We start from the raw sequence: 26,762 nt of genomic DNA, 5'->3' as shown, positions 1-26,762 counted from the left end.
CTCCGGGGGACAAGCGATGCATCTGAGTATAGCTATCGCGATGACCGACTTTCTGGCGACGCCATGAAGCGCTTTCGGCCGGGCATCATTCCGACATTGGTGGTTGCGCTGTTGCTGCCCCTGCTGGTGTCGCTCGGGTTCTGGCAATTGAGCCGGGGCGCGGAGAAAAGCGCGCTGCTGCAAAGCTACACCGAACGCCGGGCCGCAGAACCGATGGCCAGCACCGAGCTGCAACACACGCCAGACCCGGCCTTCAGACGGATTCACCTGCACGGCCGGTTCGATGCCGCGCACAGTCTGTTGCTGGATAACCGTCAGCGTGGCGGCAAGGTCGGGGTCGAATTGCTGCAACCGTTTCAGGATCAGGCCACCGGGCTGTGGCTGCTGGTCAACCGCGGCTGGCTGCCATGGCCCGACCGCCGGACGCCACCGCAATTCACCACACCGACCGATGCCTTGAGTCTCGAGGCATGGGTCTACGTTTCGCCCGGCGCGACCTTCCAGCTCCACGCCGACCCAAGCACCAGCACCTGGCCAAAATTGCTGACGGCCATTGACCCGAATGCACTCTGGGCAGCCCTGGACCGCGAAGGCTTTGCCTACGAATTACGCGCAGAAACCGGACCTGCAACTTATCAGGCCGATTGGCCAGTGGTTGCCACGGGCCCGGAAAAACACATCGCTTATGCCGTGCAGTGGTTCGCCATGTCGATCGCCCTGTTCGGTCTTTATCTCTACCTCGGCTGGCACAACGCAAAGGAGAAACACCATGGGAGCGGCCATGAATCCACCCAGCATGTCTGAGGCAAAAACGCCGGTCAACCGGCGCAAGGGACGGTTGCAGCTACTGCTGATTGTGCTGGGGGTGGTCGGTCCGATGATCCTGGCCACCGGCATGTACAAACTGAATTTCTGGGTGCCGGAAGGCCGCAGTTATCACGGCGAACTGATCGGCAACGGACAAAGCCGTGCCGACCTCGGCGTCCAGGCGCAGGAAGACCGCTGGCAGTTGCTGGTCACGGCACCGAAGACGTGTTCGGTCGACTGCCAGCAACTGGTTTATCTGGCGCGGCAAATCCAGATCGGCCTGGGTCGCGATGCCGGTCGTGCCAGTCACGCGCTGGCGGTGACACAACCGCTGAGCAGTGATTACGAGACTAAACTTCAACGCGAGTACCCGCAGTTGCAGCGCTATCCACTGGACTTGCCGACCTACACCAAAGGCGCTCAGAGCAATGACTCTCCACACCTGTGGATCATCGACCCCCACGGCAATCTGGTGTTGCGCTACGACCCGTCAGTCAAAGGCAAGGATCTGCTCAATGACCTGCGGCATCTGTTGAAACTGTCGAACATCGGATAAGGGCATCGTCATGGCCAAGCCTGGATTTCGCCTCGCACTGTTTGCCACCTTGCTGGCACTGATTGTGGTGTTGCTCGGTGCTTATACCCGCCTGACCCACGCAGGCTTGGGTTGTCCGGACTGGCCTGGTTGCTACGGCTTTATCAGCGTGCCGAAAAGCGAAGCGCAACTGGCCCATGCCGAACTGCATTTTCCGGACACGCCGGTAGAAGCCCATAAAGGTTGGAACGAAATGATCCACCGCTACTTTGCCGGCACACTGGGGCTGCTGATCTCGGTGCTGGCCGGTCGGGCCTGGGTCCATCGCCGGCATCCTGGGCAACCGGTGAAGCTGCCGTTGTTCCTGCTGGCGGTGGTGTTCGCCCAAGCGGCATTCGGCATGTGGACGGTGACGCTCAAGCTCTGGCCGCAAGTGGTCACCGGGCATCTGCTTGGCGGCTTTGCGACCTTGAGCCTGCTGTTTCTGCTGACCTTGCGCCTGTCCGGCGTGTTGCCCGCACTCACGGTGCCGCGACGCCTGCAGTACTGGGCGACGGCGGGGCTGTTGCTGGTCATCGGACAAATCGCCCTGGGTGGCTGGGTCAGCTCCAACTACGCCGCCGTGGCCTGCATCGACTTTCCGACTTGCCATGGTCAATGGCTGCCACCGGCCGATTTTGCCAACGGCTTCCACCTGACCCAGCACATCGGCCCGAACTACCTCGGCGGGCAACTGGACAGCGACGCCCGCACCGCCATTCACCTGACCCACCGAATCGGCGCGTTGTTGGTGACCCTGGTGCTGCTCGGCCTCGCCTGGCAACTGAAAGTCGTCGGCATGACGCGACTCGCCGGGTTGGTGCTGATCGCCCTCGCGGCGCAAATCACCTTGGGCATCAGCAACGTGCTGTTGCACCTGCCGTTGCCGATTGCCGTCGCCCACAACGCCGGGGGTGCAGCGCTGTTGCTGACGATGGTGCTGGTCAATTACCACGCCCGGACCAGCCTGGTTCGGGTCAAGCAGCCGACACGCTGGCGTTTCAGCCCGCGTAAACACTCAGCCGGGCCCATAACAATAAAAGGAGAGATGCCGTGGCGATTCTGATCGGCGAACGTCCCAGCCAGGCGATCTGGCGTGACTACCTGGAGCTGACCAAACCCAAAGTGGTGGTGCTGATGCTCATCACTTCGCTGGTGGGGATGTTCCTCGCGACGCGCGCCGGAGTGCCGTGGACCGTGCTGGTGTTCGGTAACCTGGGCATTGCCCTGTGTGCGGGCGGTGCGGCAGCGGTCAACCATGTGGTGGACCGGCGGATCGATGCGGTCATGGCACGCACCCACAAGCGGCCGCTGGCCGAAGGCCGGGTGTCTCCGGCCGCGGCGCTGACCTTTGCCCTGGTGCTGGCGCTGCTGGGCCAGGCCTTGTTGCTGGCCTTCACCAATCCACTGACCGCATGGTTGACCCTCGCCTCCCTGCTCGGCTACGCAGTGGTCTACACCGGTTTCCTCAAGCGCGCGACCCCGCAGAATATCGTCATCGGTGGCCTGGCCGGCGCCGCTCCGCCGCTGCTCGGCTGGACCGCCGCCACCGGCCACGTCAGCGCCGAACCACTGTTGCTGGTGCTGATCATCTTCGCCTGGACGCCGCCGCACTTCTGGGCGCTGGCGATCCATCGCAAGGAGGAATATGCCAAGGCCGACATCCCGATGCTGCCGGTGACCCACGGCGAGCACTACACCAAAATCCACATCCTGCTTTACACCTGCGCGCTGCTGGCCGTCAGCCTGATGCCCTACGTGATCCACATGAGCGGCCTGCTCTACCTGGTCTGCGCCATCGGTCTTGGCGCCAGATTCCTGCAGTGGGCCGTGGTGCTGTACCGTGGCACTCGGCCGCACGCGGCGATCAACACCTTCAAGTACTCTATTTACTACTTGTTCCTGCTGTTCATCGCCCTGCTCGTTGACCACTACTTATTGTTGAACCTATGACCCGAACCCAGAAAACCGTCTTCATCCTTGTCGCCCTGATCGCGCTGGTCCTGGGCCTGACCATCAACAAAGTACTCTCCGGCAAAGGCCAGGGCGATCCGACGGCGCTGATCGACGCCGGCATCATTCTCCTACCGCAAAGCCGCAACCTGCCGGATGTGAAGATGACCGATCAGGATGGCAAGCCGGTGGCGATCAACGAGCTCAAAGGCAAGTGGAGCCTGCTGTTCTTCGGCTACACCTTCTGCCCGGATATCTGCCCGACTACCCTTGCCCAGCTGCGCCAGATCAAGAGTGAGCTACCGCCCGAGGCTGTGGACAAGTTGCAGATCGTACTGGTCAGTGTCGATCCGCACCGCGATACGCCCAAGCAGCTCAAGCAGTACCTGGGCTACTTCGATCCGCAGTTTGTCGGCCTGACAGCAACCTCGATCGAAGAACTGCAGAAAGTCGCCAATGCCGTGAGCATTCCGTTTATTCCGGCCGATATCAGCAAGCCGAACTACACGGTCGACCATAGCGGCAATCTCGCGGTGATCGGCCCGGACGGGACCCAGCGCGGGTTCATTCGGGCACCGTTGAACAACCAGAAATTGGTGGCGCAGTTGCCGGTGATGCTTAACCGCAAATAGTCGAGATACCCCTGCAGTAACATGATCAACTGAAATCCACATCTTACAATGTGGATTTTTTCCAATGCTCCACCTTCACTCGAGACCCCATACCTCTAATATGCGTAGCGATATAACGAAGAGACTCAAAATCTGGCTCATAATGACCTGAATAATTATCAACTTTGTAAAAATTCCTACCGTGCAACTTATGTATATATCCAGCGCTTATTATATTCGTATTGCCTGCATGGTGACTTAATACCGAATGACTTACAATGTGTCCTGCCGGCGTCCCAGGTCGACCACCTACAATCAATTGACCTTGGTCCGTAAAGACAAACTTGTAGGAATAATCACTCTCTAACAACTTCAGATCGCGAGAGTTATTTATTCTCATGATGAGAACTGAATCACTGACATTTTGTTTACCTATAAACTCTTGAAACTCCTGCTTTATCAGGGATGGCGGCATCTTGTTTTTGATTATTGTCGCCGGCTCACCATTTATGGTATTTACTATTCCTTGATTCTTGGCAGGCGCGGTGAAGCTTGGCCTTTTCCCTGCAGAAAAGATCTTGTGGGCTTTTTTTTCAATGAAACCTAATGTCGCACTTATCCCGAGAGACGAATGACCACTCTCATCACGTCGATTAATCGGATCTCCCAAACAGTACACATACGAATTTATTCCCCCTGGTCCAAACGGACTTGAACTATCTGGACTGTTGAACCTCAGGAGTATAGGGTTGAATGCTCGATAGCCGTTACCCAACATATAAAATCCGGTGATTTTGTCCCGCCTTTCACCATTGAACCCCAACAGACTAGAAACTCCATACTCAGGACATCGATAACCATAGGGAGAATATATAATCGGCTGCGAGGAATGGACGTCAACCATGTGCACAACAGACCGCAGCTGGTTTGTCGCTAGTAGTGAAGTTTGGATACGAATATCCATTTGGTTTTTTTGAGCTAACAAGTAATGACCGTATTCAAAAATCGAATACTTCAATGTGTTTTGAATATCAGTGGCCAAGCGTGTACCGCAATAGAAACGCTTAATTCCTGCCTCGCCTGAAGGTGTCGCTCCAACGAGTCGGTCCAGCGGGTCGTAATGGTAACGGCATAGCAAGTCTTGCGTATTGGCAGTCATAAGATGCACTACTAAAGGGTCTTTGATCCAGGTGATTCAGCTTCGGCAACCGAGGTAACTTTGTCTACTAGCAGAACTGATAGGATGGCGGTTCACACGGACGTTGTTTCAGGAAAAAAAATGGGGCGCATTCAATGCGCCCCATTTTTTGTTACCGCTGCAGATCAGAACGCCGGCACGACCGCGCCTTTGTACTTCTCGAGAATGAAGGCCTTCACTTCCGGGCTGTGCAAGGCAGCCACCAGTTTCTTCATCGCTTCGCTGTCCTTGTCGTCTGGGCGGGCAACGAGGATGTTCACGTAAGGCGAGTCGCTGCCTTCGATGACCAGCGCGTCCTTGGCCGGATCGAGCTTGGCTTCCAGCGCGTAGTTGGTGTTGATCAGCGCCAGGTCGACCTGGGTCAGCACGCGCGGGATGGTCGCGGCTTCCAGCTCACGGAACTTCAGGTCTTTAGTGTTTTCAGTGATGTCCTTGACGGTCGACAGGATGTTGTTCGAATCCTTCAACTTGATCACACCGGCCTTGGCCAGCAGCAACAGCGCACGGCCGCCGTTGGTGGCGTCGTTCGGGATGACCACGGTGGCGCCACCCGGAAGTTCAGTCAGCGCTTTGTACTTGCTGGAGTAAGCGCCCAGGGGCTCCAGGTGTACGCCTGCAACCGAGACCAGATTGGTGCCCTTGGCCTTGTTGAACTCATCGAGGTACGGCTGGTGCTGGAAGAAGTTGGCGTCCAGGCGTTTTTCCGCAACCTGTACGTTCGGCTGGATGTAGTCGGTGAAGACCTTGACCTTCAGGTCGACGCCTTCTTTGGCCAGGGCCGGTTTAACGAACTCGAGGATTTCCGCGTGCGGCACCGGGGTCGCGGCGACAGTCAGGGTGTCGGCGGCGTGGGCGGAAAAGGCTGCAACGGCAGCGAACGCAACGAGTAGTTTTTTCATTCAGCTAACTCCATTTGAGGCGCCCGTCTGGCGCCTGCCAGCGAATGGCCGGCTCATTTGTCATTTACGAGAACTTTTTATTTCCGAGAAAAATGCACAACCAGCTTGTCGCCGACGGTTTGCAGGACCTGCACCAGCACCAGCAGCAACACCACCGTGACCACCATCACGTCAGTCTGGAAACGCTGGTAACCGAACCGGATCGCCAGGTCACCCAGACCACCGGCGCCGACCACACCGGCCATTGCCGTATAGGACACCAGTGTAATGGCCGTCACCGTAATCGCCGCAAAAATGCCCGGGCGGGCTTCGGGCAGCAAGGCATTGGTGATGATCTGCCGCGTCGTCGCGCCCATGGCCTGGGTCGCTTCGATGATGCCGCGATCCACCTCGCGCAGGGCGGTTTCCACCAGTCGCGCGAAGAACGGCGTGGCACCCACCACCAGCGGCGGGATTGCACCAGCAACGCCCAGGGACGTGCCAGTGATCAACACGGTGAACGGAATCATCACGATCAACAGAATGATGAACGGCAGCGAACGCAGGATGTTCACCACCAGGGACAACATCGCGTAGACGCCTTTGGCTTCCAGCAACTGGCGCGGGCTGCAGAGGAACAGCAGCACGCCAAGCGGCAGGCCCAGCAATACGGTGAACAGCAGTGAGCCACCAAGCATCAGCAAGGTATCGCCAGTGGCCAGCCAGATTTCGAACCAGTCAATGTTGGCGAAGAAACTTGTCAGGGCTTCCATTAGCGCAGCACCTCCATGTGGACGTCCGCTGCGGTGAAGCGGGCGAAAGCCGCTTCCATGTCACCGCCGGTCACCGCCAGGGTCAGTTGCCCGTAAGGGACGTCCTTGATGCGGTCGATACGACCGGCCAGGATGCTGTAGTCCACACCGGTTTCCCGAGCGACGGTACCCAGCAGGGGCGCGTAGGTCGCTTCGCCCTGGAAGGTCAGACGCACGATGCGGCCTGGCACGTGAGCAAAGTCGTCACGCTGTTCGCTTTCGTCGATGTGTTCGTCTTCTTGCACGAAGCGCTTGGTGGTCGGGTGTTTCGGATGCAGGAACACCTCGGCCACCGAACCTTGCTCGACGATCACGCCAGCGTCCATGACACCGACCTGGTCGCAGACCCGGCGGATCACGTCCATTTCATGGGTGATCAGCACGATGGTCAGCTTCAGCTCGCGATTGATCTCGGCCAGCAATTGCAGGACCGACGCCGTGGTCTGCGGGTCCAGTGCACTGGTCGCTTCGTCGCACAGCAGGATTTTCGGCTTGGTCGCCAGGGCGCGGGCAATGCCGACACGCTGTTTCTGGCCACCGGACAACTGCGCCGGGTACTTGTTGGCGTGATCGGACAAACCGACTCGGGCCAACAATTCCGCCACGCGCTGATCGATGTCGCGGCGGGACATTTCACCCGCCAGTGTCAGCGGCAGCGCAACGTTGTCAGCAACGGTCTTGGACGCCAGCAGGTTGAAGTGCTGGAAAATCATTCCGACCTGCTGACGGAAACGGCGCAGTCCGTTGGCGTCGAGCGCGGTGACTTCTTCGCCGTCCACGATGATCTTGCCGCCGCTGGAGTTTTCCAGGCGATTGATCAGACGTAGCAGGGTACTTTTTCCCGCACCGGAATGGCCGATCAGGCCAAAGACCTGACCATTCTCTATCGTCAGACTGGTCGGATGCAGGGCGGGGATATCCTTACCGGCGACGCGGTAGGTTTTATGGACGTTTTGAAACTCGATCACGTAGCGAACCTTGTGGGGCGCGTTGGAAAAGGATCAGCGGTTAGCCGGGCGCGCATTTTAGCCTGTCCGTATAGCAGTTCTTAGCATTTATTTCGTATTCGACCAGTCATTTGGCAATAACGCGATCAAAGGTCAGATAAAAGGAACGGCTAAAAGCGTCATCAGTCACTACTTAGGCAACTCGAATTTCTGCCGAGGAGTCACGCCTGATGAGCACTAAAAAGCCTGCCGCGCCAAAGAGCGACCTGGCCGGGACCGATACCCTGGACCGCAATAACACCAACGCCAAGCTCGATAGCCTGGAAAAATTCCGCTCAGACGCCACCGGTCAGGCCTTGCGTACCAATCAGGGCGTGAAGGTGGCCGACAACCAGAACACCTTGAAAGCCGGCGCCCGTGGGCCGTCGCTGCTGGAAGATTTCATCATGCGTGAAAAGATCACGCATTTTGACCATGAACGCATTCCCGAGCGCATCGTTCATGCCCGCGGTACGGGTGCCCATGGTTACTTCCAGAGTTATGAAAACCACAGCGTCTTGACCAAAGCCGGATTCCTGCAGGACCCCGGCAAAAAGACCCCGGTATTCGTGCGCTTTTCCACGGTGCAGGGGCCTCGCGGGTCAGGCGATACCGTGCGTGATGTACGAGGCTTCGCGGTGAAGTTTTTCACCGATGAAGGCATCTACGACCTGGTGGGCAACAACATGCCGGTTTTTTTCATCCAGGACGCCATCAAATTCCCTGACTTCGTCCACGCCGTGAAACCAGAGCCCCACAACGAAATACCCACCGGCGGCTCGGCCCACGACACCTTCTGGGATTTTGTTTCGTTGCAACCGGAATCGGCTCACATGGTGATCTGGGCGATGTCCGACCGGGCGATCCCCAAAAGCCTGCGCAGCATGCAGGGCTTTGGGGTTCACACCTTCCGCATGATCAATGCCGAAGGAAAATCGCGCTTCGTCAAGTTTCACTGGCGCCCTGCCGCGGGTACCTGTTCGCTGGTGTGGGATGAAGCACAAAAGCTTGCAGGCAAAGACACCGACTACCATCGTCGCGACCTCTGGGAGGCCATCGAGATGGGTGACTATCCGGAATGGGAGCTGGGTGTCCAGGTAGTGGAGGAAGAAAACGAACACGCCTTCGATTTCGACATCCTCGACCCCACCAAGCTCATCCCTGAAGAGATCGTACCCATCACCCCGCTGGGCAAGATGGTATTGAACCGCAATCCGGACAACTTTTTCGCCGAAACCGAGCAGGTCGCGTTCTGCCCGGGACATATCGTGCCGGGGATCGATTTCTCCAACGATCCGCTGCTGCAGGGCCGGCTGTTTTCCTATACCGACACGCAGATCAGCCGACTCGGTGGCCCGAATTTTCACGAGATTCCAATCAACCGAACGATTTCACCCCTGCACAACGGCCAGCGGGATGCGCTGCACCGCACCACCATCGACAAGGGCCGTGCGGCCTACGAACCTAACTCTATCGATGGCGGCTGGCCGAAAGAAACGCCGCCCGCAGCGCAAGATGGCGGCTTCGAGAGTTACGCCGAGCGCATCGACGCCAACAAGATCCGTCAGCGTAGCGAGTCGTTCAGCGACCACTTTTCCCAGGCACGCCTGTTTTTCCACAGCATGAGCAAACATGAGCAAGAACACATCATCGCCGCGTACAGCTTCGAGCTGGGCAAGGTTGAGCGTGAGTTCATTCGGGCAAGGGAAGTGAATGAGATCCTGGCCAACATCGATCTGGAGCTGGCCAAGCGGGTGGCCCAGAACCTCGGACTTGCGGTGCCGAAAGCGGAGACCGTCGATGTACCAAAAACGTCCCTGGACCGCTCGCCGGCTCTGAGTCAGGCCAACCTGCTGCCAGGCGATATCAAAACCCGCAAAGTAGCGATCCTGGCTGCCGATGGCGTAGACGGCGCAGCAATCGATGCCATGAAGAAAGCGCTGGAAGCTGAAGGGGCGCATGCCAAATTGCTCGGCCCGACCTCGGCACCGGTGAAAACCGCCGATGGCAAGTCGTTGCCGGTGGATGCGTCCATGGAAGGCTTGCCTTCAGTGGCATTCGACGCGGTGTTCGTGCCCGGAGGAGCGGCATCGATCAAGGCGCTGAGCACTGATGGCGTGGCGTTGCACTACGTGCTGGAGGCTTACAAGCATTTGAAAGCGATTGCGTTGCATGGCGAGGCGAAGCAGTTGCTGGATGTGTTGAAGCTGGAGGTTGATGCGGGATTGATTGTTGGTGCGGATGCGAAGTTGACCAATGCGTTCTTTACGGCGATTGGTCAGCATCGGGTTTGGGAGAGAGAGCCGAAGGCTAAAGCGATTCCGGCCTGAGTTTTGTATTGATTGAGAGGACGCCATCGCGGGCAAGCCTTGCTCCTGTAGGAGCAAGGCTTGCCCGCGATGCTTTTAAGGCTGCTTGCGCGGACTCAGGACCACCTGCGCCGGAACGCTGCGAATAATCTGCCGCTCCAGGTTCAGATCAAACTGCGGATCAAGCTTCTTCACCCGCTTGGTCAGCAAGTTAGCCACCCAGGGATAATCATCGGTACGCGGCACCTGAATGCTCACGTCGCACTGAAAATTCACAACATCGGCGGCAATCGCATCCAGTTGACGACGCATTTTCCCCATATCGGTGATTTTTAGCTTCACCGTGGTGCTTTCCGCCTCTGGATCAATGACCTTGGCTTTGCGCTTGGCTTCGGCGGACTTGAGGTCTGCTTCGGCCTTTTCCAGCTCAGCCTTCCGGGCTTGTGCGATGGCACCATTGACGCCACCGGTCAGCGCAGGCGCTTTAGGCATCAAGACCCGGGCCCGGGCCAATGCGGTGGCAGCAGCGTTTACATCGCCTTTTTGCAGCACGATCTGGCTACGCAGCAGGTAGGCTTCGGCCAGTTGACGCTGGTATTGCTCAAGGGATTGATCGTTGGGGGACTCGGCCTGCAACGCGGCCAATTGACCTTCGGCCGTGGCCAAATCGCTGCTGGCCAGGCTTTGTTCCAGCTGTGCAATGGCCGTGGCCCGCGCATCCGAAACCTCGGTGGCTGCCGGTGGCGTGCTTTGGCAAGCGCCCAGCAGCAAAGAAAATGCGACAAGGAGCAGATAACGGGAGGCGAACGACTTCATTCCTGCGACTCTCTATTTGCGCAAAAAACGAGCAAGTCTACACCCCTCGACGGGGCAGAACAAAACTCAGCAGAAACAGCGCGGCGGCCGCCACTACAATCGACGGCCCCGCCGGGGTGTCCTTGAACCAGGACAGCGCCAATCCGCCACACACGGCGAGTATGCCCAGCACGCTGGCGCCCAGTGCCATCTGCTCCGGTGAGCGGGCGTGACGCTGTGCCGCAGCGGCCGGAATGATCAACAACGAGGTGATCAGCAACACACCGACGATTTTCATCGCCACGGCAATCACCACGGCGATCAACAGCATCAGCGCCAGGCGCAACCCCGCCACCGGCAGCCCTTCGACCCTTGCCAACTCTTCGTGCACGGTGATTGCCAGCAGTGGCCGCCACAACGTCACCAACAACGCCAGCACCGCGGCGCTGCCACCGAGGATCCACGCCAGGTCGGTTGGACTGATCGCCAGCAAGTCACCGAACAGATAGGCCATCAGGTCGATCCGCACTTCGTGCATGAAGCTTAGTACCACCAGGCCTAAAGAGAGGGTGCTGGGTGCGAGAATTCCCAAAAGCGTGTCGGAAGCCAGCGGCTGACGCTGTTGCAAGGTCACCAGCAACACCGCCAACAGCAAGCAGCCGACGGTGACTGCAACGGTCGGGCTGACATCGAGCAGAAAGCCCAACGCCACGCCCAGCAATGCCGCGTGGGACAGGGTGTCGCCGAAATAGGCCATGCGCCGCCAGACCACGAAGGAGCCCAAGGGGCCCGCCACAACCGCCAGAGCCAGACCTGCAAGCAGGGCGTAGAGCAGAAAATCAGCCATGCTTGCAGCTATCTCCATGAACATGGTTATGGCCCGATGCGGGCGCCTTGACCACTGAGCCGTGCAAATCGTGGGCGTGGTCGTGGTGGTGGTGATAAATCGCCAGGCTTTGCGCGTTTTTTCCGAACAGTTCGACGAATGCCGGATCGCCGCTGACCTGCTCGGGGTGGCCGGAGCAGCAGACATGGCGGTTCAGGCAAACCACCTGGTCGGTGGTGCTCATCACCAGGTGCAGATCGTGGGAAACCATCAACACACCGCAGCCGTGACGGTCTCGCAGGCGGGTGATCAGACTATAGAGTTCGGCCTGGCCGGCCACGTCGACGCCTTGTACCGGCTCGTCGAGCACCAGAAGTTCAGGCTCACGCAACAAGGCCCGGGCCAGCAGGACGCGTTGCATTTCACCGCCGGAAACACTTTGCACGGGGCTGTCGATCACCTGCTCGGCGCCGACTTCCTTGAGCGCAGCCAGGGCCATCGCACGGTCCACACCCGGCACCAGGCGCAAGAAGCGCAGCACCGAGAGCGGCAGGGTCGGATCGACATGCAGCTTTTGCGGCATATAGCCGACCCGCAGTTTCGGCTTGCGCCAGACACTGCCGCTGTCGGGTTTCAACAGGCCGAGCACAGCGCGCACCAGGGTGGTCTTGCCGGCACCATTAGGGCCGATCAGGGTCACGATCTGCCCCGGCTCGACGCTCAGTTCGATATTATCCAGCACGGGTTGCCCGGCAAACGTGACGGCAACCTGCTCGAGGCGGATCAGCGCGTTGCTCATCAAGCCCCCTGGCAGCCCGAACAGAGACCGATCACTTCGACGGTCTGGCCTTCGACGACAAACCCGACGTCCCTGGCGCTGGCGATGATCGCGTCGCTGATGGATTTCTGTTCGAGTTCGATGGCGGCGTGGCATTCACGGCAGATCAGGAACTGACCCTGGTGCGCGTGCTCCGGATGATTGCAACCGATGAAGGCGTTGAGCGAGGAGATTCGGTGCACGAGGCCGTTTTCCAGCAGGAAATCCAGCGCGCGGTACACGGTTGGTGGCGCCGCTCGGCGGCCATCCTGCTCGCTGAGCACCGCAAGAATGTCGTAGGCGCCCAAGGGTTTGTGGCTTTGCCACACCAGTTCCAGCACCCGCCGACGCAATGCGGTCAGGCGCAAACCCTGGCGCGCGCACAAGGCATCGGCCTCAGACAATGCGCTGTGAACGCAATGAGAGTGGTCGTGGGGACGGCTGGCAATCGGTGTTTTAGGCATGAGCGGCGACGAGTTTTGTGAGAGACGTTATTATGTTACCCGTTCTCGCCTCTTCGAGTGGTCATCGTGTCCCGACTTTTTTCCATCTTTGTCGCAATTTTCACCAGTTTTCTGCTGATTGGCTCGGCGCAAGCCGAGGTCAAGGTCCTCACCAGCATCAAGCCACTGCAGCTGATCGCCGCTGCCGTACAGGACGGTGTGGCGATCCCGGAAGTCTTGCTGCCACCCGGCGCCTCGCCGCATAACTATGCCTTGCGCCCATCCGACGTACGGAAGGTGCAATCGGTGGATCTGCTGTACTGGATCGGGCCGGACATGGAAGGTTTCATGCCACGGGTGCTCAATGGTCGTACGCTGCCGAGCGTCGCCGTGCAGGAGCTTCCTGGCCTGAAGCTGCGACATTTCGCCGAAGATAACCACTCCCACGCCGAAGAAGCCGACGAACACGACCACGATCACCGTCCGGGCACCCTGGATGCGCATTTGTGGCTGTCGCCGGTCAACGCCCGGGTGATCGCGGCGAAAATGGCTGCGGACCTGAGTGCGGCCGACTCGGCCAACGCGGCGCGCTACCAGAGCAACCTGAAGGCATTTGACGAGCGTCTCGATGCGCTGGATGCACGCCTGAAGAAACGTCTGGCTGGTATTGAAGGCAAACCTTACTTCGTGTTCCACGAAGCGTTCGATTACTTCGAAGACGCCTACGGCCTCAAGCACGCCGGCGTTTTCAGTGTCGCAGCCGAAGTGCAGCCTGGCGCCCAGCATGTTGCGGCAATGCGTGCGCGGTTGCAGGAAGTGGGCAAGACCTGTGTATTCAGCGAACCACCGCTACGCCCACGCCTGGCGGAAACCCTGGTGGCGGGCCTGCCGGTGAAGCTGGCGGAACTGGATGCTTTGGGTGGGTATACGCCAGCGACGGCTCAGGGGTACGAGCAGGTGCTGGAGAAATTGGGGAATGATTTGGCGGGGTGTCTGGAGTCGTTGTAACCCCGGAATTTGTGTCGCCCCGTTCGCGGGCAAGCCTCGCTCCTACAGATTTCGCGCCGATCACAATAATTGCGAACGACCGATTTCTGTAGGAGCGAGGCTTGCCCGCGAAGCTCTTAAAGGGCGAACGGCAAAGGCGTATTAACTGTCTGGCGCTGCGCCAAACGCAGCTCAAACTCCATCGGATCGTGAATCAACACGTCCTGCCCGGCAAACGACTCCGCCGCGATCAACCGTGACAACCAGAAACGCACGCACGCCACCCGCAACATGGTCGGCCACAACTCAGCCTCGGCCGCGGTAAACGGTCGCAACGCGGCATAAGCCCCCAGCAGTGCCCGCGCCCGCGGGCCGTCAATCAAGCCGTCATCGTCGGAACACCAGTCGTTCAGGGCAATCGCCACGTCGTAGAGCATCGGCCCCGAGCAGGCGTTGTAGAAATCAATCAGCCCGGTCAGGTGCGTGCCTTCGAACATCGCGTTATCGCGGAACAGGTCGGCATGGATGTTGGCCCGAGGCAGCGCCAGGATTTTCTCTTTCTGTTGGGTGATTTCTTCCAGCGCCCGCTCCAGCAAAGCTTTCTGCCCAGCATTGAGGTGCGACAGCAATTGCGTGCCCTCTTCCAGCATCCAGTCCAGGCCACGATCGGTCTTGCGCTTGATCATCTTGGCCTGGGTCGCCAGGTGCAGGTGGGCAAGCAACTCGCCTACCTGCGCGCAATGCTGGGCGTTGGCTTGCTTGATGTGCTTGCCGGCCAAGCGCGGTTGCAACAGCGCAGGCTTACCGGCCAGCTCGCGCAACGCAACGCCGTCGGTGGTGCGCAGCGCGTAAGGCACCGGCAGGTCGGCCTCGTGCAGCACGTCGAGCAATTCGATGAAGAATGGCATCTCCTGCACCGGGCCGCGCTCGACCAGGGTCAGGACAAACTCGCCCTGCTCCAGGCTGATAAAGAAATTGGTGTTTTCGCTACCGGCGGCAATCCCCTGGAAATCAAGCAGGCGGCCGAGGCCATAAGGGGCGAGAAAAGCTTCCAGCTCGGGCCGAGCCAGGGGGGTAAACACAGACATGATTAAAACTGCCAGTACGAGGCGCCGCTCTTGAGCCAACGCCGATTGAAATTAAGAAACTACTTCCACTCAAAGATCTTCCACGACGGTATCAGCATATCCGGCTGATCCGAGCGGATGAAGTTACCGTCCGATCCATCGGCGCGCACCAGAAAATAGGGTTTGCCGACGCTCGGAGTGACCTTGATGGCGTAGAGAAAACCGTTCTGACGGTACTCCTGAATCGTTTTGTCGCCTTCCGTGCGAATGGTTACTTCCGGATCTGGCGATGGCGCATCGTCCGCCGCCATGACGGCCAACGGAGTGACTGCAAACAACCCAGCCAGCAACAGGCGATTTAGTGTGCGCATGATAACCTTGTCCCTTTGTCGTCAACGGTCCCGCTATTCTAGCGCCGGACCCGCCGAAAAGGTTGATCCTGCTCATGAGCCAAGCCCCCCTCGTCCTGGTGGACGGTTCTTCTTACCTGTACCGCGCCTTTCACGCGCTGCCACCGCTGACCACGTCCAAAGGCCTGCCCACCGGCGCGGTCAAGGGCGTGTTGAACATGCTCAAGAGTCTGCGCAAGCAGTACCCGGACAGTCCCTTCGCCGTGGTGTTCGATGCCAAGGGTGGGACATTTCGCGATGACATGTACGCCGAATACAAGGCCAACCGGCCGAGCATGCCCGATGACATGCGTGTGCAGATCGAACCCCTGCATCAAAGCGTGATCGCCCTGGGCTTCCCGCTGCTGTGCGTTGAAGGCGTCGAGGCCGATGACGTGATCGGCACGCTGGCACGCAGCAGCGCGGCGGCCGATCGTCCGGTGGTCATCTCCACCGGCGACAAGGACATGGCGCAACTGGTCGACGGCCACATTACCTTGGTCAATACCATGACCGGTAGCAGCATGGACGTAGACGGCGTGAAGGAGAAATTCGGCGTCGCTCCGGAGCAGATCATCGATTATCTGGCACTCATGGGCGATTCTTCCGACAACATTCCAGGCGTTCCGGGCATAGGCCCAAAGACCGCTTCCGGCCTGCTGGTGGGTGTGAATGGCGGCCTGACCGAGCTCTACGCGCAGCTAGACATCGTCCCCACACTGCCGATCCGCGGTGCCAAGACCCTGCCGGCCAAGCTCGAAGAGCACAAGGAGATGGCGTTCCTCTCCTATCAACTGGCGACCATCAAGGTCGATGTGCCGCTGGAGATTGGCCTCGACGACTTGCAAATGGGCCCGGAAGATCCGGCCAAACTCTACGAGCTCTATTCCCTGCTGGAATTCAAAAGCTGGCTGAACGATCTTGATCGGGACGCCAAACGTCTTGAACTGAGCGCTGCTGCCTCCAAGCCTCAGCCGGTAGTCGATCTGTTCAGTGCCGCCGAAACCGAAGCCGAAGCCGAAGTGCCGCCGGCCACGTCAGAAGCCCGTTACGAGACCATCCTCGACCAGGCTCGATTCGACGTTTGGCTCGAAAAACTGAACAGCGCCAAGCTGTTCGCCTTCGACACCGAAACCACCGGCATCGACGCGCAGCAGGCGCAACTGGTGGGCTTGTCGTTTGCGGTGCAGGCCAACGAAGCGGCCTACATCCCGTTGACCCACTCCTACATCGGCGTGCCCGATCAACTGGATCGCGACACCGTCCTGCGCGCCCTCAAGCCGATTCTGGAAGACCCGAACAAGCTCAAGGTCGGCCAGCACGCCAAGTTCGACATGAACATCCTGGCCAACTGCGCCATCGGTGGCGATCAGGCAAACGGCATCACCGTGCGCGGCGTCGCTTTCGACACCATGCTTGAGTCCTATGTGCTCAACTCCACGGCCACCCGCCATGACATGGACAGCCTGGCGCTGAAGTATCTGGATCACACCACCGTGAGCTTCCAGGACATCGCCGGCAAAGGCGTGAAGCAGCTGACGTTCGACCAAATTGCGCTGGAGCAGGCCGGGCCTTACGCGGCCGAGGACGCGGACATCACCCTGCGCCTGCACCAGGCCTTGTTCGAGAAGCTGACCGTCATCCCGACCCTGGCCAGCGTGCTGACCGACATCGAGATGCCCGTGGTACCGGTGCTCGCACGTATCGAACGCCAGGGCGCGTTCGTGGATGCCGCCCTGCTAGGGGTGCAAAGCATCGAACTGGGCGACAAGATGGTGGCGCTGGAGCGTGAAGCCTTCGAGATTGCCGGTGAGGAATTCAACCTGGGCTCACCCAAGCAGCTCGGCGTGATCCTCTACGAGAAGCTCGGATTGCCGGTGCTGAAAAAGACCGCCAAGGGCCAACCGTCCACCGCCGAAGAAGTGCTGGCCAAGCTGGCCGAGGACGACTATCGGCTGCCCAAGGTGCTGATGGAATACCGCTCCATGAGCAAGCTCAAAAGCACCTACACCGACCGTCTGCCGGAACAGATCAATCCGCGCACCGGACGCATCCACACCTCCTATCACCAGGCCGTGGCGTCCACCGGGCGTCTCTCGTCCAGCGATCCGAACCTGCAGAACATCCCGGTGCGCACCGCGGAAGGGCGGCGCATTCGCCAGGCCTTCGTCGCTCCGAAAGGCTACAAGCTGCTGGCGGCCGACTATTCGCAGATCGAGCTGCGGATCATGGCGCACCTGTCCCGCGATGAAGGCCTGATGAATGCCTTCCGCAATAACCTGGACGTGCACACCGCCACCGCTGCCGAAGTGTTCAAGGTCGAGCTCAACCAGGTCACCTCCGACCAGCGGCGCAGCGCCAAGGCCATCAACTTCGGCCTGATCTACGGCATGGGTGCGCAGAAACTCGGCAAGGACATCGGCGTCGATACCAAGACCGCCAAGGCCTATATCGATACCTACTTCGCCCGTTATCCCGGCGTTCGTGAGTACATGGATCGCACCCGCGCCCAGGCTGCGGATCAAGGTTATGTGGAAACGTTCTTCGGGCGGCGGCTGTACCTGCCGGAGATCAATTCCAACAAGCCGCAGGAGCGTGCCGCCGCCGAACGCACGGCAATCAACGCGCCGATGCAAGGCACGGCGGCCGACATCATCAAGAAAGCCATGGTGGCCGTGGATGACTGGCTAACCTCGTCAGGCCTGGACGCCAAAGTCATCCTGCAGGTGCACGATGAATTGGTACTTGAAGTGCGCGAGGACCTGGTCGAACAGGTCAGCGCCGAGATTCGCCTGCACATGAGCGGTGCTGCGAAACTGGATGTGCCATTGCTGGTGGAAGTCGGGGTGGGCAATAACTGGGATGAGGCGCACTGAGTGGAGACTCTGCTGCGGCATCATGTCGCGGCAGACCGCTCGCAGGCTGCTTAGTCCAAAAGGCGCTTGAGGTTATTCCAAAGCTTCTGAAAAAAAACTGAACTAATCTGGCCCCAGCCACTCAGATTTACTGAATGGCTGGTGAAGCCCTTCGATGCTCCTATGTTGTGTTAAGTGTTGGCAGATATCTGGACCCCGCCCTAGCGGTCTAGAACTTGAACCCCGGAACTTCCCCCTCCCCATAGAAGTCCGGGGTTTTTTTTGCCTGTAAAAAACTGGCTGGTGCGATCATGCCGCGCTGGCCTGACCGCTCCCCAGACAGCTTTTTCACTCTTACACAGTTACTTCGTCAGCGCCCTTGTCCGCCAGTTCCATCCAGCCTGCCAGTACAGTGTAGGCGTCTTCCAGGCCCATGCGCTTCGGGGCCGAAAACAACTGGATCGTCACGGCATCGCCCCAACCCTTGCGAATTTCCGACTGCACCTTGAGCAGCGTGTTCTTGGCCGCGCCATAGGTCAGCTTGTCCGCCTTGGTCAGCAAAATGTGCATCGGCATGCCAGCCGCAACGGCCCAATCGAGCATCAGCAGGTCGAAGTCGGTCATCGGGTGACGGATGTCCATCATCAGGATCAGCCCCTTCAAACTCTCGCGACCACCCAGGTAGGCTTCCAGGTGACGCTGCCAGTGTTGCTTGAGCGGGATCGGTACTTTTGCATAACCGTAGCCCGGCAGGTCGACCAGACGGCGTTCATCGTCTAGCTTGAAGAAGTTCAACAGTTGCGTGCGCCCCGGCGTTTTCGAGGTGCGCGCCAGGCTGGCATGGGTCAGGGTGTTCAGAGCACTGGACTTGCCGGCGTTGGAACGACCGGCGAAGGCGACTTCGAAGCCCTCGTCATCCGGACATTGGTCGACTTTGGCGGCGCTGAGCATGAAGGTGGACTGTTGGCACAGACCGAGGATGGGATTCTTGAGTTGCATGGGATTTCCGATGTGGGCGGCGCCAGGAATGGGCGCGGCAAGCAGTGTCGCTTCCGTTTCAGTGACGCCAGTATATAATGCCGCAGATTTTGTGTGCGCTTTGTCCCGACGCAGGATGAAGTTCACGAGAGCGACAGACCTTGATTGCGCACTAGAACGCAGATCGCTCTCAACCCTGAAAAGGTCGTTTTATGACGAAATGGCTGCTAGTTGCCGGAATCTTGATGCCGCTTTACAGCGCTCAGGCTACACAGGATCCGGAAACTGTGTACAACCGTGTTTGTGGTGCCTGTCATTCCGGCCAACTACCCATGGCGCCCCGCAAGGGCGATCAGGAAGCTTGGACGCCGAGGTTGGCGAAAGGTATGGAGACGCTGGTGCAACACGTGACCCAGGGTTTCAAGGCGATGCCGCCGCGTGGTTTGTGCATGGACTGCAGTGCCGAGGATTACCAAGCCATCATCCACTGGATGAGCGAGTAAACCCGGTCCATAACTTAACCCTTAGCCGTAGTTGGATTAGCTGATGAACAAATTGATCGTGAGTCTGCTGTTGACCGTGGGGATCTCCGGCATTGCCCATGCTGCAGGTGAGCCAGTCAAACCTGGTGACGCCGCCGCAGGCCAGGCAAAAGCCGCCGTATGTGGCGCCTGTCATGGCCCGGATGGCAACAGCATGGCGCCTAACTTTCCAAAACTGGCAGGGCAAGGTGAACGCTACCTGACCAAGCAGCTGCACGACATCAAGTCGGGCAAGCGCACCGTTCTGGAAATGACTGGCCTGCTGACCAACCTGAGCGACCAGGATCTGGCGGACATCGCCGCCTACTTCGCCAGCCAGAAGGGCAGCGTCGGCGCCGCCGACCCGAAAGTCGTGGCTCGCGGTGAAGCACTGTTTCGCGGCGGCGACCTGGCCAAGGGCTTGCCTTCGTGCACCGGCTGCCACTCGCCAAATGGCGCGGGCAACGCAGCGGCAGGCTTCCCGCACCTGGGTGGCCAGCACGCTCAATATATCGCCAAGCAACTGACCGATTTCCGCAAGGAAGAAGGTGGTCGGGCCAACGACGGCGACACCAAACCAATGCAGAGCATTGCCAAGAAGCTGAGCGACGAAGACATCGCCGCAGTGTCCAGCTACATCCAGGGCCTGCACTAAGACCGATGCATCGGGCGTTGCGCAAGGCATAGAACCCTTGCAACGTTAACGCTCGATTAATCCGTCACAGCAAGTATAAAAAGGGTGGCTTTGGCCGCCCTTTTTTGTGGCCGCTGCCGTTACACTACAGAACTCAGGCCCGCCAAGACCTGTCTGAAATCAGGTCCCGCGAGGCGAAAAAATTGTCCAGGAGTAAAGCATGCGTAATCTGATCATCAGCGCCGTTTTTGCCGCTGCCAGCCTGTTCGGCATGACTGCCCAAGCCGCTGAAACCCCCGCCGCACCTTATGTCGAGCTGAGCAATCCGGTGCCTGTCGCCGTGCCTGGAAAGATCGAAGTGGTGGAGCTGTTCTGGTACGGTTGCCCGCACTGCTACGCCTTCGAACCGGTAATCAACCCATGGGTTGAAAAGCTGCCTTCCGACGTGAACTTCGTACGTATTCCAGCCATGTTCGGCGGCCCATGGGATGCACACGGCCAGATGTTCCTGACCCTCGAAGCCATGGGTGTCGAGCATAAGGTCCACGCCGCAGTGTTCGAAGCCATTCAGAAAGAACACAAGAAGCTGACCGACAAGAATGACATGGCGGACTTCCTGGCCACCCAGGGCGTCGACAAGGACAAGTTCCTGGCCACGTTTGACTCCTTCGCCATCAAGGGCCAGATCAACAAGGCTCGCGAACTGGCGAAAAAATATGAAATCACCGGGGTTCCGACCATGATCGTCAACGGCAAGTATCGTTTTGACGTAGGTTCTGCCGGCGGTGCCGAACAAGCCCTGCAACTGGCCGATAAACTGGTCGACCAGGAGCGAGCGGCTAACAAGGCTGCCGCCAACTAAGAGGCGCCTGCCATGCGCCGCTGGGGAACCGAACGCATCGTTGGCCTGCATGATCCGCGGGTCAACGAGCATCACCTGGAATCGACGGGCCTGCCCGCAGACAGCCGTCTGCGCTTGCTCAGCTTCAATATCCAGGTCGGTATCAGCACCGAACGGTATCGGCATTATCTGACCCGGGGCTGGCAACATCTGTTGCCGCACACCGGGCGTGCCGACAATCTGCAAAAGATCGGCAACCTGCTGGGCGACTTCGACCTGGTCGCCCTCCAGGAAGCCGATGGCGGCAGCCTGCGTTCAGGCTACGTCAACCAGGTCGAACACCTGGCCCAGCTCGGCGCCTTTCCCTACTGGTATCAACAACTCAATCGCAATCTCGGTCGCCTGGGTCAGCACAGCAACGGTGTGCTCAGTCGCCTGCGGCCGTGGGCGATCGAGGACCATCCGCTGCCGGGGCCGAAGGGTCGCGGAGCGATTCTGGTGCGCTTCGGCGAAGGCCCCGAAGCGCTGGTGGTGGTCATGATGCACCTGGCACTGGGCGCTCGCGCCCGCAGCATGCAACTGGCTTACATCCGCGAAGTCATCGGCGGTTATAAACACCAGGTGCTGATGGGCGACATGAACACCCACGCCAGTGACCTGTTGCAACACTCTCCATTGCGCGACCTTGGGCTGCTGGCCCCGCAAATGGAAGCGACGTTCCCCAGCTGGCGCCCCCAGCGCTGCCTGGACCATATTCTGTTGAGCCCGAGCCTGACCCTTGAAAAGGTCGAGGTGCTGGCGCAACCCATTTCCGATCACCTGCCGGTCGCGGTAGAGATTCGTCTGCCGGGTTCGCTCACGGCCGATGCATTGCCCGCGTTGAGTCCTGCCCCCCCGCGGATCCCATGAATGAGCGACGACGCACAGCGCTGGAAAGAGAAATACCTCCAAAGCATCGAAACACAGGAAAAACTCGAACGACGCTGGGATGCCCGGCTCGACCTGTTGCGTCGGGGCCTGGTGCGCAGCACGCTGGCAGCCGAAGGCACCGACCGAGTCGTTGACCAATGCATGAAGGAGATGCGTGAAGTCGTACGCACCAATGACATGGACGCCGGTCTCGCCGCCCTGCTGCCACGCCTGGAAAAAGCCGTACTCGACTCCGAGCAGCGACGGGAAACCCGGATCAACCAGACCAGCGCCGCGCTTACCGCCCTGGTCACGCAGCTGCAAACATTGCCGCTGCCCCGGGAAGTGAGTCGTCCCCTCAAGCACTTCGCCAAGCAACTGGACAGTCGCGTCAGCCAGGCGCGCGAGATCCCGTTGCTGCTCGGCGAGCTGAGCGGACTGCAAGGCAAGGCCTTGAGCCAGCTTGAGAGCCCGGTGGAACCTGAACGCCCGGGACTGTTGCAGCGGCTGTTCGGTCATCGCGATGCGGAAAATACAACCGCCCCCACAGAACAAGCGCTTGTCGCGCAGACGGGCGATACCGTTCTAACGCCCGTGGTCGCAACCCCGCCGGTCACTGCCGACACTGTGCCGCAGTTACTCCGCGACACACCGGATGCAACCCAACCTGCTGCTGTTGCGCCAGCCCTGGAGCCGCAGCAATCGCCAGCCCGGCCTGCGCAAGTCATGGCCGAAGCCCCTACGCAGCAATCCGAGATACAGCCCGCACCTGCCGTTGCACCCACCATCCAGGCTGAACCGGCAGTCAATCCCGACGAATTGAGCCCGGTGGTGCCGCTCGACACCCTGCCGCTACCCTCGCCCATGGCCCAGGCCCTGGCGGCCATCGATCCGCAGCAGCCCGAGCAAGACATGCTCTACGCCCTGCCCGACTCGCCCGAACCGTCCTACAGCTCGGTGGCCAAACACATCGAAGACACCTTGCTGGGCTTGCTTGACGATCTGACGGTACCCGAGCGTCATCGTCCACAAGCCGAATCAATGCGTGAACGCCTGAAAAATGGCTTGAACTGGTACGAGTTGCTGCCGATTCTCGACGATCTTGCGACTTTAATGCTGGCAATCTCCGACGGTGGCCAACACGAGTTCGAAGCCTATCTGCAGGGGCTCAACGAACGCCTGGAATCGTTCCAGAGCAACTTGCTGGCCGCCAGCGCCGGGCATGCCGACAGCCGATCCGCCGCTCATGCGATGGACACGCAGATTCGCGAACAGGTCGACGGCATGCAGAGCAGCATGCAGGAGGCAGCCGACCTGGATGATCTCAAGCACGTGCTGGAAAACCATCTGGAAGGTTTGCTCGGCACCATGGACCAGCACCGCCAGCAGCGCGACGAGCGCGAGCAGGAGGTGGCGGCCCGCCTTCAAGGCCTGGCCGAACGAGTTGCGCACATGGAACAGGAAGCCCAGGGCTTTCGTGAGCACCTGGAAGAGCAACGCCAGAAAGCCTTGATCGACCCGCTGACCGGCCTGCCCAACCGCGCGGCCTGGAGCGAGCGCCTTGAGTATGAGATCGGCCAATATCAGCAGCACGGCAATACATTGATGCTGGCCATGCTCGACCTCGATCACTTCAAGCGCATCAATGATAATTACGGGCACCTGGCGGGCGACAAAGTCTTGAAAATCATTGCCAGTGTGCTGCGCAAGCGCCTGCGCACTACGGATTTCATTGCGCGGTTTGGTGGCGAGGAATTTGTCCTGCTGATGCCATCCACAGTTCCGGCAAACGGCATGAAACTCCTGGAAACCCTGCGCGCCGCCATCGAAGCCTGCCCTTTTCACTTCAGGGGTGAACCGGTAACCGTCACCCTCTCCATAGGTCTGGCGGCGTTCAGGCCCGGTGAGCATGGCGATGTGGTGCTCAAAAGAGCTGATCAGGCGCTTTACCGTGCAAAAAATGCCGGGCGCAACCGAGTGGAGCTGGGCTGAGCGCTTTGTCGCTCCATTTAGTTCAAATCGTTGCGATGACCCAACACGCGCAAGACAGTACGTTACACTGTTGCATTACTGTCTCTAGCGTATTGGCTTCCCTCCATGAAATATCTTGCTCTCATCGTGTCGCTGATCCTGCTGGCCGGCTGCGCCAGTGGTCCGCGCTACGACACCAGCCATGCTTCGCCCAATCACGACAGTCGTATTCAGTTCGTCGTGCTCCACTACACCAATGCATCGCTGGAGCGCTCGCTGCAACTGCTGACCCATGGCGAAGTCAGCAGCCACTACCTGATCGGCGACGACAAAAAGGCGACCATCTACAAGCTGATGGATGAAAACCTGCGGGCCTGGCACGCCGGGGAAAGCCAATGGCAAGGCAGGACGTGGATGAACTCCAGTTCCATCGGCATTGAAATCGTCAATCCGGGCTTCAAGGACACCCCGACCGGGCGCCTGTGGTACCCCTACTCCGAAGCGCAGGTCGAGTCCCTGATCGTCCTGCTCAAGGACATCAGCCAGCGCTACGCAATCAGCCCTCGCAGTATTGTCGGCCATAGCGACATCGCGCCCTTGCGCAAGCTTGATCCGGGGCCTCTGTTTCCCTGGAAGCGCCTGGCTGAACAAGGGATCGGAATATGGCCGAACGAGCAAGCCGTAGCCCGCCAGCAACCCCGGTTCGAAACACAGCTGCCGAGCATCAGCTGGTTCCAGGCACAACTGGCACGCGTCGGTTATGACACGCCGCAAACCGGCGAACTGGATGTCGCTACCCGCCATGTGCTGGCGGCCTTCCAGATGCATTTCCGACCGTCGCGTTTTGACGGTACGCCGGATGCACAAACGGCAGCGCTGCTTCAGGTTTTAAATCAGACAAAATAATGACGATCGCCCGACGGTCAGCGCATTTCTCAAATAGCAGCTATAACTCATTGGTAATCCGTCGGATATTCCATAATGACTGTTGCTCGAGAGACACTTCGCAGCTGGTTCTATCGCCCTTGGTTTCTGGCGATGCTGGCTGCTGTCTTGAGCGCTACGTTGATGATGGCCGGAAGCTACTTTGTCGCCATTCACCAGGTTGAGCAAAACGAAAGCTGGGAAATGAACGCCCAGGGTGAACGTTTTCTCGCTCGGCTGGAGCAACTGTTCGGGCAGTTGCGCGAAAGCCTTGATGACCTGGAAGCCCAGCCGCTGCGTAGCTGCGATGACGACATGATCGCGACCCTGCAGCAGGTCAGCTTCAATTACCGTTTCGTCTATGAGGCGGCCTACATGGACGCCTCAAGAATCTGCTCCAACCGTCCGCGCCAGGAAGGTTTGTCATTGATACGCCCACCGGACATCCAGGGCCCCACCTACAGTTACTGGTTGAACACCACCACCGAGCCCGATGAAAACCGTGCCGCGCTGATGCTTGGACGCGGCAATTTCCGGGTCGCGACGTCACGCGGCCATTTGACCGACATGGTCGATCTTTCGCCGGGAAGCAGCCTGCTGGTAGTCCTTGACCATGGCACCCGGGCGATTCCGGTACTGGGCGTTGCGCAAGCCTGGCCACCCACCGGCCATTGGCCCCCGAAAACCCGCGATGCGCTGCAAGTCACCCAGACCAAGTTGATTTACCGCATGCCCACCGACAACCCGGAGTACCAACTGGTACTGATAAGCCCGCGCAGTGGCACCCATATACCACCCGTGTGGTGGTGGTTGCTGCCCGCCTGCCTGCTATTGGCACTGTGCGTGGGCTTCCTGGTGTTTTTGCTGGTGCGCCAGCGCCAGTCACTGGACGCGGAGCTGACGGGCGCCATCCGCCGAGGTGAGTTGCAGGTGCTGTATCAGCCGATCTTCGACCTCGACAGCCGCAACTGCGTCGGGGCTGAGGCCTTGCTGCGCTGGCGACGGCCGGATGGCACCCTGACCAGTCCCGATCTGTTCATCCCGATGGCAGAGAACACCGGACAGATCCGCCAGATGACCGACTTTGTCCTGCAACGCCTGCTTGAACAGTTGGGGCAACTGCTGCGGGCCAATCCGCAGCTGTACATCTCGGTCAACCTGGCGGCCTGCGATGTCATGGTCCCGCGGATCGGCCAAGTGATGGCTCGCTTGTTGACCCTGCACCGGGTCGCGGCCAAGCAGATTGCCTTCGAAGTCACCGAACGCGGATTGATCGATGTGGTGGTGGCCCGGGAAAACCTGCAAGCCTTGCGGGATGTCGGGCATCAGGTACTGATCGATGACTTTGGCACCGGCTACTGCAGCCTCGCCTACCTGCAAACCCTGCCGGTGGATTGCCTGAAGATCGACAAGGCTTTCATCGATGCGCTCGGCCATGACGCGGCGAGCAGCGGTGTGGCGCCGCATATCATTCACATGGCCCAGTCACTGCACTTGAAGGTGATTGCCGAGGGTATCGAGCATGAAGCCCAGGCGGCGCTCCTGAGCAGTGAGGGGGTTAGGTTCGGCCAGGGCTGGCTGTTCGCTCATGCACTGAGTGCGGTGCAGTTCATTGAGCTGATAACCCGAGGCCGCCGACTGGCCGGTCGACGCCTGGATGACGAAGCGTAAAAGCAA

26 protein-coding genes are annotated in these 26,762 nt (G+C 59.5%); 15 read left to right on the top strand and 11 right to left on the bottom strand.

Annotated elements, in window-relative coordinates; all coding sequences use genetic code 11:
* The first annotated feature begins 63 nt into the window (after nt 1–63).
* The 5 genes from PMI35_RS04930 to PMI35_RS04950 are packed head-to-tail and all read left to right on the top strand — an operon-like array spanning nt 64 to nt 3,966.
* Nucleotides 64–804, top strand: coding sequence for an SURF1 family protein (locus PMI35_RS04930; RefSeq protein ID WP_008064737.1), 741 nt, complete (start codon nt 64–66; stop codon nt 802–804).
* A complete protein-coding gene (locus PMI35_RS04935; protein WP_008064735.1) occupies nt 770–1,363 on the top strand; it encodes a hypothetical protein in 594 nt (197 codons plus the stop codon). The genes PMI35_RS04930 and PMI35_RS04935 overlap by 35 nt, the downstream gene beginning before the upstream one ends.
* 10 nt (nt 1,364–1,373) lie before the next feature.
* On the top strand, nt 1,374–2,447 hold the full coding sequence (locus PMI35_RS04940) for a COX15/CtaA family protein (RefSeq protein ID WP_008064734.1): 1,074 nt from the start codon (nt 1,374–1,376) through the stop codon (nt 2,445–2,447).
* Nucleotides 2,435–3,334: a heme o synthase gene (gene cyoE, locus PMI35_RS04945; protein WP_008064733.1), complete on the top strand. Its 900-nt coding sequence runs from the start codon at nt 2,435–2,437 to the stop codon at nt 3,332–3,334. The genes PMI35_RS04940 and cyoE overlap by 13 nt, the downstream gene beginning before the upstream one ends.
* Nucleotides 3,331–3,966, top strand: a complete 636-nt coding sequence (locus tag PMI35_RS04950; protein WP_008064732.1) for an SCO family protein — start codon at nt 3,331–3,333, stop codon at nt 3,964–3,966. The genes cyoE and PMI35_RS04950 overlap by 4 nt, the downstream gene beginning before the upstream one ends.
* 43 nt (nt 3,967–4,009) lie before the next feature.
* Here PMI35_RS04950 and PMI35_RS34250 read toward each other — a convergent pair whose 3' ends face one another.
* The 4 genes from PMI35_RS34250 to PMI35_RS04965 all read right to left on the bottom strand — a co-directional run bounded on the left by PMI35_RS34250 (nt 4,010) and on the right by PMI35_RS04965 (nt 7,801).
* Nucleotides 4,010–5,104, bottom strand: a complete 1,095-nt coding sequence (locus PMI35_RS34250) for an RHS repeat-associated core domain-containing protein (RefSeq protein ID WP_008064731.1) — start codon at nt 5,102–5,104, stop codon at nt 4,010–4,012.
* Between the two features lie 164 nt (nt 5,105–5,268).
* The gene (locus tag PMI35_RS04955) at nt 5,269–6,042 is read right to left on the bottom strand and encodes a MetQ/NlpA family ABC transporter substrate-binding protein (protein ID WP_008064730.1); all 774 of its coding nucleotides are present in this window, start codon (nt 6,040–6,042) and stop codon (nt 5,269–5,271) included.
* Nucleotides 6,043–6,119: 77 nt separating this feature from the next.
* The gene (locus PMI35_RS04960; RefSeq protein ID WP_008002212.1) at nt 6,120–6,794 is read right to left on the bottom strand and encodes a methionine ABC transporter permease; all 675 of its coding nucleotides are present in this window, start codon (nt 6,792–6,794) and stop codon (nt 6,120–6,122) included.
* Nucleotides 6,794–7,801: a methionine ABC transporter ATP-binding protein gene (locus PMI35_RS04965; protein ID WP_008064721.1), complete on the bottom strand. Its 1,008-nt coding sequence runs from the start codon at nt 7,799–7,801 to the stop codon at nt 6,794–6,796. Before PMI35_RS04965 ends, PMI35_RS04960 begins: the two co-directional genes overlap by 1 nt.
* Nucleotides 7,802–8,007: 206 nt before the next feature.
* On the opposite strand from PMI35_RS04965, the gene katE reads away from it, so the two are divergent.
* Entirely contained in the window at nt 8,008–10,149 is a 2,142-nt protein-coding gene (gene katE / locus PMI35_RS04970) for a catalase HPII (RefSeq protein WP_274517864.1), read from the top strand.
* Between the two features lie 75 nt (nt 10,150–10,224).
* Here katE and PMI35_RS04975 read toward each other — a convergent pair whose 3' ends face one another.
* The 4 genes from PMI35_RS04975 to zur are packed head-to-tail and all read right to left on the bottom strand — an operon-like array spanning nt 10,225 to nt 13,030.
* A complete protein-coding gene (locus tag PMI35_RS04975) occupies nt 10,225–10,944 on the bottom strand; it encodes a PA5502 family lipoprotein (protein WP_008064717.1) in 720 nt (239 codons plus the stop codon).
* A 37-nt stretch (nt 10,945–10,981) separates the two neighbouring features.
* Nucleotides 10,982–11,770 (bottom strand): zinc ABC transporter permease subunit ZnuB, encoded by a 789-nt coding sequence (gene znuB / locus PMI35_RS04980; protein WP_008064715.1) that lies wholly within the window; start codon nt 11,768–11,770, stop codon nt 10,982–10,984.
* Nucleotides 11,763–12,548 carry a zinc ABC transporter ATP-binding protein ZnuC gene (gene znuC, locus PMI35_RS04985; protein WP_008064713.1) on the bottom strand — a complete coding sequence of 262 codons (786 nt, stop codon included), beginning with the start codon at nt 12,546–12,548 and terminating at the stop codon, nt 11,763–11,765. The genes znuB and znuC overlap by 8 nt, the downstream gene beginning before the upstream one ends.
* Nucleotides 12,548–13,030, bottom strand: coding sequence for a zinc uptake transcriptional repressor Zur (gene zur / locus PMI35_RS04990; RefSeq protein ID WP_008064711.1), 483 nt, complete (start codon nt 13,028–13,030; stop codon nt 12,548–12,550). The genes znuC and zur overlap by 1 nt, the downstream gene beginning before the upstream one ends.
* Before the next feature lie 66 nt (nt 13,031–13,096).
* Between zur and PMI35_RS04995 the strand changes: the two genes are divergently transcribed.
* On the top strand, nt 13,097–14,017 hold the full coding sequence (locus tag PMI35_RS04995) for a zinc ABC transporter substrate-binding protein ZnuA (protein WP_008064709.1): 921 nt from the start codon (nt 13,097–13,099) through the stop codon (nt 14,015–14,017).
* A gap of 116 nt (nt 14,018–14,133) precedes the next feature.
* Here the strand turns inward: PMI35_RS04995 and PMI35_RS05000 are convergent, their stop codons facing one another.
* Nucleotides 14,134–15,084, bottom strand: a complete 951-nt coding sequence (locus tag PMI35_RS05000) for a homoserine kinase (protein ID WP_008064707.1) — start codon at nt 15,082–15,084, stop codon at nt 14,134–14,136.
* Nucleotides 15,085–15,143: 59 nt separating this feature from the next.
* Complete coding sequence (locus PMI35_RS05005) at nt 15,144–15,434, bottom strand: DUF2782 domain-containing protein (protein WP_008064705.1); 291 nt, start codon at nt 15,432–15,434, stop codon at nt 15,144–15,146.
* A gap of 74 nt (nt 15,435–15,508) precedes the next feature.
* On the opposite strand from PMI35_RS05005, the gene polA reads away from it, so the two are divergent.
* Nucleotides 15,509–18,328, top strand: a complete 2,820-nt coding sequence (gene polA, locus PMI35_RS05010) for a DNA polymerase I (RefSeq protein ID WP_008064703.1) — start codon at nt 15,509–15,511, stop codon at nt 18,326–18,328.
* Nucleotides 18,329–18,661: 333 nt separating this feature from the next.
* On the opposite strand, the gene yihA is transcribed toward polA, so the two are convergent.
* A complete protein-coding gene (gene yihA / locus PMI35_RS05015; RefSeq protein ID WP_008064701.1) occupies nt 18,662–19,306 on the bottom strand; it encodes a ribosome biogenesis GTP-binding protein YihA/YsxC in 645 nt (214 codons plus the stop codon).
* Between the two features lie 191 nt (nt 19,307–19,497).
* Here yihA and PMI35_RS05020 point away from each other — a divergent pair, with 191 nt between their 5' ends.
* The 7 genes from PMI35_RS05020 (at nt 19,498) to PMI35_RS05050 (ending at nt 26,756) form a co-directional block, all read left to right on the top strand.
* Nucleotides 19,498–19,788, top strand: coding sequence for a c-type cytochrome (locus PMI35_RS05020; protein WP_008064699.1), 291 nt, complete (start codon nt 19,498–19,500; stop codon nt 19,786–19,788).
* 43 nt (nt 19,789–19,831) lie between these two features.
* Complete coding sequence (locus PMI35_RS05025) at nt 19,832–20,461, top strand: c-type cytochrome (RefSeq protein ID WP_008064698.1); 630 nt, start codon at nt 19,832–19,834, stop codon at nt 20,459–20,461.
* 199 nt (nt 20,462–20,660) lie between these two features.
* Nucleotides 20,661–21,302, top strand: a complete 642-nt coding sequence (locus PMI35_RS05030; protein ID WP_008064697.1) for a thiol:disulfide interchange protein DsbA/DsbL — start codon at nt 20,661–20,663, stop codon at nt 21,300–21,302.
* 12 nt (nt 21,303–21,314) lie between these two features.
* Nucleotides 21,315–22,190, top strand: a complete 876-nt coding sequence (locus tag PMI35_RS05035) for an endonuclease/exonuclease/phosphatase family protein (RefSeq protein WP_008064696.1) — start codon at nt 21,315–21,317, stop codon at nt 22,188–22,190.
* Nucleotides 22,191–24,182: a diguanylate cyclase gene (locus PMI35_RS05040; protein ID WP_008064695.1), complete on the top strand. Its 1,992-nt coding sequence runs from the start codon at nt 22,191–22,193 to the stop codon at nt 24,180–24,182. It abuts the gene before it with no gap.
* A gap of 105 nt (nt 24,183–24,287) precedes the next feature.
* Entirely contained in the window at nt 24,288–25,067 is a 780-nt protein-coding gene (locus PMI35_RS05045; protein WP_008064694.1) for an N-acetylmuramoyl-L-alanine amidase, read from the top strand.
* 75 nt (nt 25,068–25,142) lie between these two features.
* Entirely contained in the window at nt 25,143–26,756 is a 1,614-nt protein-coding gene (locus tag PMI35_RS05050; protein ID WP_008064693.1) for an EAL domain-containing protein, read from the top strand.
* The last annotated feature ends 6 nt before the right edge of the window (nt 26,757–26,762 follow it).

This window comes from Pseudomonas sp. GM78 (assembly GCF_000282475.1).
In the GTDB taxonomy this organism is placed as follows: domain Bacteria; phylum Pseudomonadota; class Gammaproteobacteria; order Pseudomonadales; family Pseudomonadaceae; genus Aquipseudomonas.
The sequence above is the reverse complement of the archived record's forward strand: the minus strand, read 5'-3'. Positions and strand labels throughout refer to the sequence as shown.

What these genes read in the sequence shown, in the direction of transcription:
- PMI35_RS05020 (WP_008064699.1), top strand. Translation starts at nt 19,498, where the DNA reads ATGACGAAATGGCTGCTAGTTGCCGGAATCTTGATGCCGCTTTACAGC.
- PMI35_RS04935 (WP_008064735.1), top strand. Translation starts at nt 770, where the DNA reads ATGGGAGCGGCCATGAATCCACCCAGCATGTCTGAGGCAAAAACGCCG.
- PMI35_RS05050 (WP_008064693.1), top strand. Translation starts at nt 25,143, where the DNA reads ATGACTGTTGCTCGAGAGACACTTCGCAGCTGGTTCTATCGCCCTTGG.
- znuC (WP_008064713.1), bottom strand. Translation starts at nt 12,548, where the DNA reads ATGAGCAACGCGCTGATCCGCCTCGAGCAGGTTGCCGTCACGTTTGCC.
- PMI35_RS05035 (WP_008064696.1), top strand. Translation starts at nt 21,315, where the DNA reads ATGCGCCGCTGGGGAACCGAACGCATCGTTGGCCTGCATGATCCGCGG.
- zur (WP_008064711.1), bottom strand. Translation starts at nt 13,030, where the DNA reads ATGCCTAAAACACCGATTGCCAGCCGTCCCCACGACCACTCTCATTGC.
- PMI35_RS05005 (WP_008064705.1), bottom strand. Translation starts at nt 15,434, where the DNA reads ATGCGCACACTAAATCGCCTGTTGCTGGCTGGGTTGTTTGCAGTCACT.
- PMI35_RS04930 (WP_008064737.1), top strand. Translation starts at nt 64, where the DNA reads ATGAAGCGCTTTCGGCCGGGCATCATTCCGACATTGGTGGTTGCGCTG.
- PMI35_RS05045 (WP_008064694.1), top strand. Translation starts at nt 24,288, where the DNA reads ATGAAATATCTTGCTCTCATCGTGTCGCTGATCCTGCTGGCCGGCTGC.
- yihA (WP_008064701.1), bottom strand. Translation starts at nt 19,306, where the DNA reads ATGCAACTCAAGAATCCCATCCTCGGTCTGTGCCAACAGTCCACCTTC.
- PMI35_RS05030 (WP_008064697.1), top strand. Translation starts at nt 20,661, where the DNA reads ATGCGTAATCTGATCATCAGCGCCGTTTTTGCCGCTGCCAGCCTGTTC.
- PMI35_RS04940 (WP_008064734.1), top strand. Translation starts at nt 1,374, where the DNA reads ATGGCCAAGCCTGGATTTCGCCTCGCACTGTTTGCCACCTTGCTGGCA.
- PMI35_RS34250 (WP_008064731.1), bottom strand. Translation starts at nt 5,104, where the DNA reads ATGACTGCCAATACGCAAGACTTGCTATGCCGTTACCATTACGACCCG.
- PMI35_RS04975 (WP_008064717.1), bottom strand. Translation starts at nt 10,944, where the DNA reads ATGAAGTCGTTCGCCTCCCGTTATCTGCTCCTTGTCGCATTTTCTTTG.
- polA (WP_008064703.1), top strand. Translation starts at nt 15,509, where the DNA reads ATGAGCCAAGCCCCCCTCGTCCTGGTGGACGGTTCTTCTTACCTGTAC.
- PMI35_RS04955 (WP_008064730.1), bottom strand. Translation starts at nt 6,042, where the DNA reads ATGAAAAAACTACTCGTTGCGTTCGCTGCCGTTGCAGCCTTTTCCGCC.
- PMI35_RS05000 (WP_008064707.1), bottom strand. Translation starts at nt 15,084, where the DNA reads ATGTCTGTGTTTACCCCCCTGGCTCGGCCCGAGCTGGAAGCTTTTCTC.
- znuB (WP_008064715.1), bottom strand. Translation starts at nt 11,770, where the DNA reads ATGGCTGATTTTCTGCTCTACGCCCTGCTTGCAGGTCTGGCTCTGGCG.
- PMI35_RS05025 (WP_008064698.1), top strand. Translation starts at nt 19,832, where the DNA reads ATGAACAAATTGATCGTGAGTCTGCTGTTGACCGTGGGGATCTCCGGC.
- PMI35_RS04960 (WP_008002212.1), bottom strand. Translation starts at nt 6,794, where the DNA reads ATGGAAGCCCTGACAAGTTTCTTCGCCAACATTGACTGGTTCGAAATC.
- PMI35_RS04950 (WP_008064732.1), top strand. Translation starts at nt 3,331, where the DNA reads ATGACCCGAACCCAGAAAACCGTCTTCATCCTTGTCGCCCTGATCGCG.
- PMI35_RS05040 (WP_008064695.1), top strand. Translation starts at nt 22,191, where the DNA reads ATGAGCGACGACGCACAGCGCTGGAAAGAGAAATACCTCCAAAGCATC.